The organism is Enterobacter sp. 168J2 (assembly GCF_034107265.1).
GTDB classification, from domain to species: Bacteria; Pseudomonadota; Gammaproteobacteria; order Enterobacterales; family Enterobacteriaceae; genus Enterobacter; species Enterobacter nematophilus.
In genome coordinates this window covers 185,832-197,945 of record NZ_JAWNEB010000002.1, presented here as the reverse complement: position 1 = coordinate 197,945, position 12,114 = coordinate 185,832, and the positions used below count along the sequence as shown (strand labels likewise).

Annotated in this window: 12 protein-coding genes; 3 read left to right on the top strand and 9 right to left on the bottom strand. The window is 60.5% G+C overall.

What is annotated here, in order from left to right; translation table 11 throughout:
• Positions 1-127 precede the first annotated feature (127 nt).
• Positions 128-361, bottom strand: a complete 234-nt coding sequence (locus tag USG84_RS09030; RefSeq protein ID WP_003863067.1) for a DUF2171 domain-containing protein — start codon at positions 359-361, stop codon at positions 128-130.
• Between the two features lie 220 nt (positions 362-581).
• On the opposite strand from USG84_RS09030, the gene USG84_RS09025 reads away from it, so the two are divergent.
• Positions 582-770, top strand: a complete 189-nt coding sequence (locus USG84_RS09025; RefSeq protein ID WP_151413631.1) for a DUF2767 domain-containing protein — start codon at positions 582-584, stop codon at positions 768-770.
• A 38-nt stretch (positions 771-808) separates the two neighbouring features.
• On the opposite strand, the gene USG84_RS09020 is transcribed toward USG84_RS09025, so the two are convergent.
• The 3 genes from USG84_RS09020 to USG84_RS09010 form a co-directional block, all read right to left on the bottom strand.
• Positions 809-1,930, bottom strand: a complete 1,122-nt coding sequence (locus tag USG84_RS09020) for a JmjC domain-containing protein (RefSeq protein WP_151413632.1) — start codon at positions 1,928-1,930, stop codon at positions 809-811.
• Positions 1,931-2,065: 135 nt separating this feature from the next.
• Positions 2,066-2,668, bottom strand: coding sequence for an ATP-dependent Clp protease proteolytic subunit (locus USG84_RS09015; protein WP_028015368.1), 603 nt, complete (start codon positions 2,666-2,668; stop codon positions 2,066-2,068).
• Positions 2,669-2,731: 63 nt separating this feature from the next.
• On the bottom strand, positions 2,732-3,502 hold the full coding sequence (locus USG84_RS09010; RefSeq protein WP_151413633.1) for a DeoR/GlpR family DNA-binding transcription regulator: 771 nt from the start codon (positions 3,500-3,502) through the stop codon (positions 2,732-2,734).
• Between the two features lie 81 nt (positions 3,503-3,583).
• On the opposite strand from USG84_RS09010, the gene USG84_RS09005 reads away from it, so the two are divergent.
• Both USG84_RS09005 and USG84_RS09000 read left to right on the top strand, forming a co-directional pair.
• A complete protein-coding gene (locus USG84_RS09005) occupies positions 3,584-3,970 on the top strand; it encodes a VOC family protein (RefSeq protein WP_061099371.1) in 387 nt (128 codons plus the stop codon).
• Positions 3,971-4,149: 179 nt separating this feature from the next.
• Positions 4,150-4,767 carry a response regulator transcription factor gene (locus tag USG84_RS09000; RefSeq protein ID WP_061099372.1) on the top strand — a complete coding sequence of 206 codons (618 nt, stop codon included), beginning with the start codon at positions 4,150-4,152 and terminating at the stop codon, positions 4,765-4,767.
• A 3-nt stretch (positions 4,768-4,770) separates the two neighbouring features.
• On the opposite strand, the gene USG84_RS08995 is transcribed toward USG84_RS09000, so the two are convergent.
• The 5 genes from USG84_RS08995 to USG84_RS08975 form a co-directional block, all read right to left on the bottom strand.
• Entirely contained in the window at positions 4,771-10,353 is a 5,583-nt protein-coding gene (locus tag USG84_RS08995) for an ATP-binding protein (RefSeq protein WP_320738244.1), read from the bottom strand.
• Between the two features lie 9 nt (positions 10,354-10,362).
• Complete coding sequence (locus USG84_RS08990) at positions 10,363-10,743, bottom strand: response regulator transcription factor (RefSeq protein ID WP_061099374.1); 381 nt, start codon at positions 10,741-10,743, stop codon at positions 10,363-10,365.
• A gap of 23 nt (positions 10,744-10,766) precedes the next feature.
• Entirely contained in the window at positions 10,767-11,027 is a 261-nt protein-coding gene (locus tag USG84_RS08985) for a XapX domain-containing protein (protein ID WP_010427264.1), read from the bottom strand.
• Positions 11,024-11,245 (bottom strand): DUF1427 family protein, encoded by a 222-nt coding sequence (locus tag USG84_RS08980; protein WP_061099375.1) that lies wholly within the window; start codon positions 11,243-11,245, stop codon positions 11,024-11,026. The genes USG84_RS08985 and USG84_RS08980 overlap by 4 nt, the downstream gene beginning before the upstream one ends.
• A 61-nt stretch (positions 11,246-11,306) precedes the next feature.
• On the bottom strand, positions 11,307-11,993 hold the full coding sequence (locus USG84_RS08975; RefSeq protein ID WP_320738243.1) for a hydrolase: 687 nt from the start codon (positions 11,991-11,993) through the stop codon (positions 11,307-11,309).
• Positions 11,994-12,114: the final 121 nt, after the last annotated feature.

The following is a 12,114-nucleotide window of genomic DNA, read 5'->3' as shown; positions in this document are numbered from 1 at the left end:
GCATCGGGGAAAGGTCAGGCAAAACAGTACCATCCCTTTGCTATATCAGCAATCACCGGGCGCAGACGCTATTACGCTCCGGACGAAGCCGGAGCGAAGGCGTATATTTCTTAACGAGAAATATATTTTATGCTTCCTGCCACTCAGCAAAAACCTCTTTATGGTTTTTGGTCAGGACAACTTTATTATCTTCGACCTTATCGACCCAGCCGAGAGGAATAAAGTGGTGCTTGCCGCCCGATTCCGGGTCGCTCTTCGCAAGTTTGATACGCTCACCGTCTAAATGGTCTACAACCCCGACGTGCGTTCCGCAGCTGGCGACAACCTGAGTGTGATCCTTAATTGCGCTTTTATCTACCATAATCATTCTCCTGTTTCGGTTATTTGCCTGTTGCACGAAAATAACTGTAGCGCATAAATTCAGGCTTAAAAGGCTTATTAGCATTTTGAAACATCATTGTCAGAATGGAATATTATGTCTATTTAACGCCAAATTAAAAAAAATAAGAATGAGATGAATTATTACCGACTAATTATTTCCCGTTCATAATTAAATTATCGCAACCAACGAGGAGGTATTTATGACGATTCGCAACAATAATCGGGCAGAAATTTCGCTGGCTCTTGGTGAAGCGGTTCTGGACATCGTGCAAAAAGGCCATGAGATATCGCGAGAGAATCTCGCCCAGGCGATGAAAATCAAAGCGGAGAAAGAGCGCGACGACGAGCGGCTTTTAAACTACTGGAAAGCATGTAACATGCTGGTTTGAACGTAGCGGCGTTTAGGCTGACTAAACGCCGCCACCTGTTACTCGTCGAAGTACCAGTACCCCTGGTTAATCAGCCCGGTGAGCTCTTCAACAAACGCCGGATTTTTCAGCGCATCGCCCAGCTCGGCCTGACCGAGTTCGGTGTAGCGGCACAGCGCATCCGCGCCCTTCGCGTCTACCGTCTCCAGCTGTTCGCTGTTGATGAAGAAGCTGCCGTTAACGTTCAGCACGCGCAGGCCGCTCAGGCGGGAGAGCGTTTCGCCCCCTTGCAGCGCGTCCAGCACCTCTTCCTCTGAATACGGCGGCTCGGCGGCGGCAATATCCAGCTCGTGGCGCGGCGTGGAGACGAAGCTGCCAAACCATTTCGTGAAATCGTCCGGCTTGCTAATCATGTCGATCATCATCTGACGAATGCGATCGAGCTCGTACTGCTCCACGCGGCCCGGGTGTTCGCGGCAGGTCAGATCCGGATCGCTGTAGTGCTCGCCGCCCAGATCGTTTTCCAGCGCGTAGTCGGCAAAGCTGCTGATCAGATCGCGGCCGTTCGGCCCGCGGAAGCCGACGGAGTAGTTGAGCGCCGTCTCATGGGTAGAGCCGTCGTGCGGGAATCCTGGCGGGATGTAGAGAATATCGCCCGGGGCCAGATCTTCGTCGATGATCGGCTCAAACGGATCCACGTGCAGCAGCGCCGGATGCGGGCAGAACTGACGCATCGGCAGCTTGTCGCCCACGCGCCAGCGGCGGCTGCCCATCCCCTGAATGATAACCACGTCGTACTGATCGATATGCGGCCCCACGCCGCCGCCTGGCACGGAGAAGGAGATCATCAGGTCATCCAGACGCCAGTCCGGCAGGACGCGGAACGGACGCACCAGCTCCGCGGCGGGCATATGCCAGTGGTTCACCGCCTGCGCCAGCAGCGACCAGCCGGTTTCGCCCAGACCGTCAAAGTGCTCAAACGGACCATTGCTGGCCTGCCATTTGCCGTTAGCGTGGCTCACCAGACGGCTATCGACTTCCGGCTCCATCGCCAGGCCTGCCAGCTCGTCCGGGGTAATCGGGTCGACAAAATTCGGGAAGGCATTTTTCAGCACTACGGGTTGTTTTTGCCAGTATTTCTCGAGGAATTCCGGCCAGTTCAGGTTCAGTTGATACGCCATGGGTAGCACCAGTGAGAGGGGAAACAGGCGCGATTATAGGCAAGAAGGCAGAGGGGGAACTTGTCATGGGTCAAACGAGCGCGCGTAGGTCGGGCAAGGCGAAGCCGCTACCCGACCCGTACGCGGCGGTAAAACTTAATCCAGGTTCAGCTCGTCGTAGTGGGTAATCAGCTTGCCCACGATGCCGTAGTCCAGCGCTTCTGCGGGAGACATCCAGTAGTTGCGGTCGGTATCTTTTTTCACTTTTTCCAGCGGCTGGCCGGTGGCGTCAGCGATCAGCTTGTTCACGCGATCCAGCATGCGGATGATCTCGCGCGCTTCGATCTCAATATCCGTCGCCTGACCGCGCACGCCGCCCAGCGGCTGGTGGATCATAAAGCGGGTATTCGGCAGCGAGTAGCGGTGCTCTTTTTTCGCCGCCAGGAAGATGGTGATCCCGGCGCTCGCCACCCAGCCGGTGCCGATGACGTGTACTTCCGGGCGGATGAACTTGATGAAGTCGTGGATGGTATCGCCCGCTTCCACGTGGCCGCCCTGGCTGTTGATGTACAGCTTGATCGGATCGTTGCTGACGCTTTGCAGCAGGATCATCTGGGTGATCACCTTCTGCGCCAGCTCCTGGTTGATCTCACCGGAGATGACAATCGAACGGGACTCCAGCAGTTTTTGCTGCAGAGCGCCCGCGCCGCTTGACCCTTCCGCTTTGTCCTTGTCGCTTTCTTTCAGTGTGTAGTGCATTGTTACGTCCTCAGCATTTAGCGCTCAAAACCAGAGTGTAGCCTGTTTTACCCGTGAAAGTCCTCAGGCGCACACAATGCGAACATCCTGCGCCGCCAGCGCGTCAAAAACGCCCTGTTCCATCCCCTCTTCCACCACCAGCAGATCAATGTCGCGGCTCTTCGCGACCACAAAGCGCGCGACGCCGGGAAGCTTGTCTGCGGTCAGGGCCACAATGGTCTGGGTGCTCTGGGCAATCACGGCTTTTTTAAACTCGCAGTCGGCAAAATCAAACCCCGTAAGCCCCGCCTCAGGATCCATCGCACAGCCGCCGATAAAGGCCTGATCGAAGATAATGCCCTGGATCTGGCTCGCCGCCGTGGCGCCAACCGTTCCGCCGGACGCTCGCTGGATCTGCCCGCCGGTGATGATTACCTCGCACAGCGGATGATGCAGCAGCTCCGCGGCAATGGCCGGGGAGTTGGTCACCACCGTGACGTTGAGATCCGCCGGAAGGGCCTTCGCCAGCGCCAGGTTTGTCGTCCCCGCGTCGATAAAAATGCACCCGCCCGCCTGAACCAGCGTTGCTGCTTTCTGCGCGATCGTGTGCTTTTCTGCACTTATTTTCTGCTCGCGGCTGAAAAAACTGCCCGCATCCGGAAGCTGAAGCACCGCGCCGCCGTAGACCTTTTTGCAATAGCCCTCTTTGCTAAGTTCATGTAAATCACGGCGAATGGTGTGCTCGGACACCTTCATCTGGCTCGCCAGCTTGGTACAGACCACCCTTCCGCTCTCCTGAAGGATCTGTCGGATCCGCTCTTGTCGCTGTTCAGGAAAAGCTGCATAATCGAGCATTGAAAGTCCTTTGAAATTTCTAATCGAGTATCAATGCGCATAATGTTGCATAACCGCGCAATACAAACAACGAGGGTTACAATGAATATTGCACATGTCGCACTCTGGACCCGCAGCCTTGAGGCCCAGGTTCAGTTCTGGGAAACGGTGTTTAATGGCCGCAGTAACGAACGCTACGTCAGCAAAAACCGCCCGGGGTTTGAATCCCACTTTATTACCCTGGATGACGGGCCGACCCTGGAGCTGATGACGCTGCCGGACCTGCCCGACGCCCCGCCGCACCCGGAGTTTATCGGCTGGGCGCATATCGCCATTAACGTCGGCAGCAAGGCAAAAGTGGACAGCATGGCCGAACGGGCGCAGGCCAACGGCACGCTGCTCAGCGCCCCGCGCATGACCGGGGACGGCTTCTATGAGGCGGTGATCGCGGACCCGGACGGCAACCGCATTGAGCTAGTGGGTGCATAAAAACAGCGTTTCGTTCCTTCACCGCCCCCGTCCCGGCTCGCTATACTTCATATGGTTATCATATTGTTAAATGATAATGATATTTAATGTGTTAAGATGAAAGTCAGCATAAACAGTCTCTTACGCCACCGTTGGGACTGTTTGCATCCTCGACATTTAAATCAGCACCGGGGCGGTGAATGGAACACATTGTGTATGTGGTTGATGACGATGACGCGGTCAGGCAGTCCGTAATCGGGCTGCTGGAATCAGCGGGACTGAACGCCATCGGCTTTTCATCAGCAGAAACATTTCTTCAACACCGGTTTGAGGATCTGCCGTCGTGCGTGATCCTCGACATGCAAATGCCCGCCATCTCAGGTTTTGAGGTGGCGGACGCGCTCAAAGACAGCGGGCGCGAGATCCCGATTATTTTTCTCACCGGCCACGGCACTATCCCGATGTCGGTGCGCGCCATTAAAGGCGGCGCGTACGAATTTCTCACCAAGCCCGTCGAATCCGCCGCGCTGATCGACGCCATTGAGTCCGCGCTTCAGCTGGCGGAAAACAACGCCGAGCGCAATAAAGAGCACTACGCCCTGAAGCAGCGCCATCTGTCCCTCACCCCGCGCGAGCACGAGGTGCTTGAGCTTGCCATCACCGGCAAGCTCAACAAGCAGATTGCCGCCGAGCTGGGCGTCAGCGAGATCACGGTGAAGGTGCACCGCCGCCGCGTGATGGAAAAAATGCAGGTGCGCTCCGTGGCCGAGCTGGTCAGGGCCGTTGAGCGCCTGACCAAAAGCCAGCCCGCGGAGTAACGTTTATCCTTCCTGCGCGGCCAGCGGCAGCGCGAAGGTAAACACCGTGCCGTGCGGCTCCCGGCGGCGCGCGCTCAGCTTCCCGCAGTGGCGCTCGATAATGCTGGCGCTGATGGTCAGCCCCATCCCCATCCCCTGCGGCTTGGTGGAGTAGAACGAGTCAAAAATCTGCTCCAGCCGCTCGGGCTCAATGCCGCTCCCGGTATCGGCGATCTCGACAATCACTTTCCCGTCCGCGTTGGCGGTGCTGAGGATGATGGTGCTGGCGCGATCCTTCACCTCGGCCATGGCCTCTACCGCGTTCATCACCAGATTCAGCAGCACCTGCTGGATCTGCACGCTATCCCCGGTGATAAAGCTGTCGCTGGCGTTCAACAGATAATCAACGCTAATGTGTCTCTGCTCCAGCTCGCTGCGGGAAAGCGTGAGGATATGGCGGATCAGGTAGTGCATGTCGATGCGCGAGAAGGTGGGATCCTGCTTGCGCGTCAGGGACTGGATGCTGCGAATGATCTCCCCCGCCCGCGCCCCTTCCGCGGCGATCTCCTCCAGCCCTTCACGCACTTTATCCAGGCGGGCGGGCTCGCGGCTGAGCCAGCGCAGGCTCGCCCCGGCGTTCGAGACGATGGACATCAGCGGCTGGTTGATCTCATGGGCGATGGAGGAGGTCAGCTGCCCGACGGTGGTGGCGCGGGAAACGCGCGCCAGATCCGCCTGCGCCACCCGCATGGCATCCTCCGCGGCGCGCTGGCTGGTGATATCGGTGATGATGCCGTAGTACTCGTTCACCTCGCTGCCCACCCCCACCGGATCGCCAATCCCGAGGATGTAGCGCGTCGAGCCGTCGGTGCGCTTAATACGAAACTCGGCGCGCATGGAGAGCCCGTCGCGCACGCTCTGGGTGACGATGGCGCTGATGCGGGCGTAATCGTCCTCGTGAACGAAGGTCAAAAACTCCGCCATGGAGATCATCTTTTGCTGGTCGGGCAGGCCGAGAATGCGGGCGTACTCTTCCGAGACAAACATCAGATCCTGCTCCAGCTCCCAGCGCCAGCTGCCGGTGTGGCTGATCTGCTCGCCCAGCATCAGCGAGGTCTGGCTGGCGCGCAGCTCTTTTTCCACCCGGCGGCGCTGAATGTTCTCCGCCAGCAGCTCGGCGTAGAGCCGCGCCGTCTCCAGAGATACCGCGGCCTGCGCGCCCAGCAGGCTTACCACGCGCGAGTGCTCGGCGGTGAAGACCTCCGGCATCAGGCGGTTTTCCAGGTAGAGCACGCCCACCAGCCGCGCCTGTTTGAACATCGGGACGCACATCACCGCCGCTCCCGAAGTCACCAGATAAGGGTCCTGGCTGAAGGGGTGAAACTCCTCCGGCCTGCCGGTGCGGATCTCCTGCCCGGTGCGGATCACCGCTGCCAGCACCGACAGCGGCATGTCGGTCGCCATCGGCACGTCTTTCAGGATCCGCACCCGCACGCCGTCGGTGCTGGTCCAGGCGCTGGCCTCGATCTCCGGGATCAGGTTATCGCTCACGCGAAGCAGCAGGCCGCGCTGCGCCCCGGCGCGTTCGAGCAGGATGGTCATCAGGTTTTCAATCAGGCGCTCAAGATTGATCTCTTCCGACAGCGCGCGGGAAGCTTTGATCACGCTCTGCAGATCGCGGATCGTCTCGTTTTGGGCAAACGCCACCGTGTCGTAGGCGCTGGCCTGCCCGGAGGCCAGCAGGTGCGGGAAATCCTGTTCCAGCTGGCGCACCTTGGCCTGCGCGCCCGCGCGACCCCAGGCGGCAATCGAGCCGCGGAAGTGCGCGTCTGACGCGGTCGGGTAGCCGCAGGCCAGCGCGAAGCGGCCCGCCAGCTCGTGGGCCAGGGCGTTAATCGGATTAAAGCCGCCCTCACGGGAGAGCCGGACCGCCTTCTCGTACTGCTCAAGCGCAATGCTGTTCATCCCGTCCAGACGGACAATTTCGGCGTATATCAGCGCCTCTTTATCCGCGAACGTGCCGGGATTAATGCGCGCCCAGAGGGCGATTTTGTCGTAGTGAGCGTGAATGCTGCGGCGGTGGTTCGCCGAAAACGTCTCCGGCGTCAGCTGACGGGAGAGCGCCAGCGCGCTGTAAAGATGGTAATCCAGCAGATGGATATGGCCCGGCGCAGACCACGCATACCAGCCCGCCATCTCGAGATCCGCCTGCGCGTCGGCATACTCCCCGCAGGTAAAGTGCGCCATGCCGCGGTAGAGCCAGTACCAGAACAGCATGGTGGAGGTCTGCTCCGGGGCCTGCTCCGGCGACGCGGGAAGCAGCGCCTCGGGCAGCGCCTGCGACGCGGTCCAGGTGCCGATCGTCGGCGTGCGCAAAAACTCCACGAAGGTGCGCTGGAGCATCAATATGGTTTCAACGTCCTGGAAGTGGGTTTTACGCACAAACGCCAGGCCGCGATCGATGCTGGTCAACACCCCGTCCAGGTGATCGCCCCGTGAGAGGAAGTTAATAACCTGATGGCAGGCCGCAAAGCAGGCCACCGTCATATCACCGTGGGTCACTGCGGCGGTGAAGCAGGCTTTTGCGCACTCGATGGTAAACGATAAAGGCTGGGTCCAGACGCTGAGCTGGTCGAGGGGCAGCAGGGTTTTGGCTTCGAACGCGTCGTAGCCGTGGCGGTTCACCAGCTCGCGGGCCAGCGTGCCGTACTGGAACCCGAGGCGATACTCGGCGTAGCGGTGGCCAATCAGCACCCCAAACCAGGCCATCGCCGTGGTGGAGGCGCCGGTAATGCCGTGGTCGAGGGTGAGGTGCATCATGCGGCAGAGCAGCAAAAAATGCAGGCGCGGGCAGATGAAGCTGGCGCAGATGCTGGCGCTGTAAAGCAGGTTCATCACCGCTTCGGTTTCCGGGTTATCCATTCGTGAGAGCTGGGCAAAAAGGTTTTGCGGCGCGTCGCCCGTGCGGTTGCAAAAGAGCGCCCAGGCCTCGTCGCAGTCGGCGTCTTCCGGATGGCGGCCAATCTGAATACTAAAAATGCCCAGCCAGCAGAGCGCCGCCTCCAGCGCCAGACGGCTGTCCGACTGGCGAGTGTACACCTCCACCAGCAGGTTGGCCGCCAGCGCCTTTTCGGTCAGCCCGCCGGGGCAGCCGAGAATGGCGTCACACAGCTCGCGGGTCCGCTCCAGGTGCCCCAGCGCAAACTCGCAGCCCGCCTCTTCGATATCAAGCATAAAGTCTGAGACCGCCCCGGCGTTGCCCAGCGCTCTGGCGGTCTGGAGGTAGCCGAGCGCCGAAAGATAATCTCCCGTGCGCTTCGCCCGTCGCGCGGCCAGCAGGCTCAGCTCGCGGAACATCTGCCGCTGCGGCGCGGGCTGAATGCTGTCCAGCGCGGCCGTGACGTGGTGAACGGCGCGGAACAGCAGTTCGTTCCCCGCCGCCTGACGCGCGGCGTCGGCCAGCAGGCTGGCGGTGGTCAGGTGAAGATGGCTTTTCTCATGCTGATCCAGCAGCGCAAAGGCGGCCTCCTGCACCCTGTCATGGGTGAAGGCGTACTCTTTTTCCGTCAGCACGATGAGCTGGGCCATCACCGCCGGGTGCAGCGCATAGCGAATTTCTGCCACCGACACACCGACCACGCGGCATATCATCTCCAGTTCGCCCGTGCCGCCGAGGCAGGCAATGCTGCCCAGCAGGCGGCGCGTCTCGTCGGGCATCTCTTCGAGCTGCTCCAGCACCAGGGTAACGACGTTTTCGGTGTAGTGTCGGGCGCGGATCGCCTGCAGATCGTAGTGCCACTTGTCCTGATATTTGTTGTGCACCACCAGGCCGTCATCCACGATGCGGCGGAAAAACTCGTGCACAAAGAGCGGGTTGCCCCCGGTTTTCTCGTGGATCAGCGTGGCGAGGTCGGTCGTCGCCGCGCTGCGGGCACGAAATATCGTCGCCAGCCAGCGCGCCACCGCCTTCACGGACAGCGCCTGCGGGATAATCTCAGTCGCGTTTTGCGCCGCCTCCGGCAGGCTCGCCAGCTGCTGTTGCAGTGTCGGTTCGGACAACGAACCGATATCGCGGTGGGCCACCACCAGCAGCAGCGGGATAGCGCCGCAGGTCACCAGCAGATGTTTCAGCGTGTGCAGGCTGGCGGCGTCGCTCCACTGAAGATCGTCAAGCACCAGCACCAGCGGGCAGCCCTGAGTGGCAAAGGTTTTCACCAGAGCCAGCACCATATGGCTGAAGCGCGCCCGGGCATCAATGGAAAACGTATCCGCCGAGAAGCGCGGCTTGCTCTCAAGGAGCAGCCCCAGCTCGGGCACCAGGCTGACGGCCAGCGCCTCGTACCCCTCCAGGGCGCGGGACAGGCGGATTTTCCACTTCGCCACGTCTTCCGCGGGCAGCCCCAGCAGGTGCAGCGTCAGGGTGCGGAACGCGGAGCTTAATACGCCGTAGGGCAAAGACGGCGAGAACTGATCGACCTTCCCCACCGCCAGCAATACCTGACGCTGCTGCAGCGTTTTGAGCGCCGTCGCGATGATGGACGATTTGCCGATCCCCGACGGCCCGCCGATCGTCACCAGCTCCGGCACCATGCTCTGCCCCACCCGCTCAAACGCGGCAATGACGTCATTCGCCTGCGGGTGCGTCGCGAACAGGGTGTCCGCCAGATGGATCGCCGGGGTGCGGTCCTGCTGGCCGGGCGTAAAGGCGACGATCTCGCCCTCGCAGGTCAGCGTCGCCTGGCAGCGGCGGAGGTCGGCAATCAGCCCGTCGACCGTCTGGTAGCGGTTATCGGGATGCTTCTCCAGCAGCTTGAGGATGATGGTCGACAGCATTCCCGGCACGTCCGGGCGAATAACGTCCGGGGCCAGCGGCTCCGAGGCAATATGGTAGTGCGCCCAGTTGGTTTGATCGTGCTCCCCCAGCTCAAACGGCAGGCGTCCGGTCAGAAGTTCATACAGCACCATGCCGAGGCTGTAGAGATCGCTGCGCCCGTCAACGGGGCGGCGGGTGCGGGTGGTGTGCTCCGGCGACATATAGGCGGGCGTTCCGCCTGAAACGGCAAGCCGGGTCTGGGAGAAGGCACCGGAGAGGCTACAGGAGAGGCCAAAGCTGCCCAGACGGCAGGTGGCATCGTGATGAACAAAAATACTGCCGGGCTTGATATCGCCGTGGATCAGGTTTTGCAGGTGCATCTGGCGCAGGGGAGCGCAGATCTGGATCGCCAGCTCGATAAAGCGCGAGATCCCAGAGATCGCCCTGCCCGCGCGCCGCGCCAGCAGTTCAAACGAAAACGGCGCATACACCAGCGCGAAGCGTCCCCGGTACTGGGTGGAGGCAACGGCGCGGATGGCCCAGCTATCCTGCAGCACGTCGCGCAGGGCAAACTCGTTTTTCAGCAGCCGGGTGGCCCGCTCCTCTTCTTCGTCGCTCACCGCGGTGGCAATGATAAACGAGCCGCCGGAATGGGGATGGCGAGCGTTCATCCAGGAGATACCGCCCTCCTGCGCCAGCACGGTAAAAATCACATCCTCTTTAAGGACAAAAACCCGCCCCTGGTGAAGATTCCCCTGGGCGGGCCAGAATGCAGGCTGCTCGTGTTCGTTCATCCGCGATCCTTATCGTCGGCGGGCCAGCTCCCGCTGTATATGATCCAGCAGAATATCGATGTTAATGGGTTTACGCAAAAATGCAGCGGCGCCCAGGCTAAGAGCGTACCGCTGCATATTTTCATCAGCATGACCGGAGATAAAGATCACGGGCGGCGGCGGGACGGCCAGCAGCCGCAGCTTTTCATACAGCTCCAGGCCGCTCATGCCCCGCAGCTTGATATCGGCGATCACCACTGCCGCGCCGGACAGGGCGAGCGGATGGCTCAGAAACACCTCTGCCGAATCAAACGCGTCGGCGGCATACCCTTCCGACTCCAGGAGATTACTCAGCCCGCTGCGGACGGAACGTTCGTCATCGATGATGGCAATGCGCCACGGCAGCGTCATGCTGTCTTTCCTCAAAAAAATCATTAAACGTCGCGATCGTCCTTCGCGGGCGCGGGGGGCGCCGTGCCGCTGATTTTCGGCACGCATTCGTGACGAAACCAGGCGAGGGTAAGCGGTTCGCGACTCAGTAAACGCCGTCCCACCGGGATGAGCTGTTCACCCACCAGCATGCCAAACAGGCCAAGCAGGGCGACAACCGGCGGTGCCGGGGAATGAACGTCGAGCAGGGCGTAAATTACCCCAGCAACCACGCCGCACACCAGCGAAATTATCCATGCTTTCATGACGACGCTCCCGTCTGCGATTTAGCCTGCGGAACCGTCACCTGAGGAGGCGGCGTGCCGTCGCGGGATAACAGATGGCGCGTCGCCTGTTCACCCGCCAGCATCCCCAGCAGGCCAATCAGCGCCAGCGCGGGCGGCGCGGGGGAGCGCACCTTCAGCACGGCATACATCAGGCCAATCAACACGCCTGCGGCAAGGGATATCAGCCCAGTACTCATTGTGAACTCCAGAGAAAGAGGCAGCGGCGAGCCGGACGAGGGACCAGCCCGCCAGCGGAACTTAGCGAGCCGGGACCGGCGCTAGGGTGCGGTGCTCGCTCTTCTGGCGAGACGGCGCTTTGTGCACCATGGTGTAGGCATAATCCACGCCCATGCCGTACGCGCCGGAGTGCTCGCGCACGATATCCATCACCGCGGTGTAGGTCTCTTTACGCGCCCAGTCGCGCTGCCACTCCAGCATCACCTGCTGCCAGGTCACCGGGATCACGCCCGCCTGGATCATGCGCTGCATCGCGAAGTCGTGGGCCTCTTTGGAGGTGCCGCCGGACGCGTCCGCCACCATATAAATTTCGTAGTCGCCTTCCAGCATCGCGCACAGGGCAAAGCTGTTGTTGCACACTTCGGTCCACAGGCCGGCCACCACCACCTTCTTCTTGCCGTTGGCCTTCAGCGCGTCGCGCACCTTCTGGTCGTCCCAGGAGTTCATGGAGGTACGCTCCAGAATGTCCTGGCCCGGGAAGACGTCCAGCAGCTCCGGATAGGTGTTACCGGAGAAGCTTTCGGTCTCTACGGTGGTGATGATGGTCGGGATGGTGAACACTTTGGCCGCTTTTGCCAGCGCCACGGTGTTGTTTTTCAGCACCTGGCGGTCAATAGACTGCACGCCAAACGCCATCTGTGGCTGGTGATCGATAAAGATGATCTGGCAGTTCGCAGGGGTTAACACTTCGAGCTTTGAAGAGGTCATAGCATTTTCCAGTGGTTAAGGGTAGAAATCGCCGTGAGTGCCACGACGATAAAGTCACCCTCATCCTGCGGTTTTCCGTCGCCGCGCGTAATTATCTCTTCGTATAGTTAACCTTAGGTAT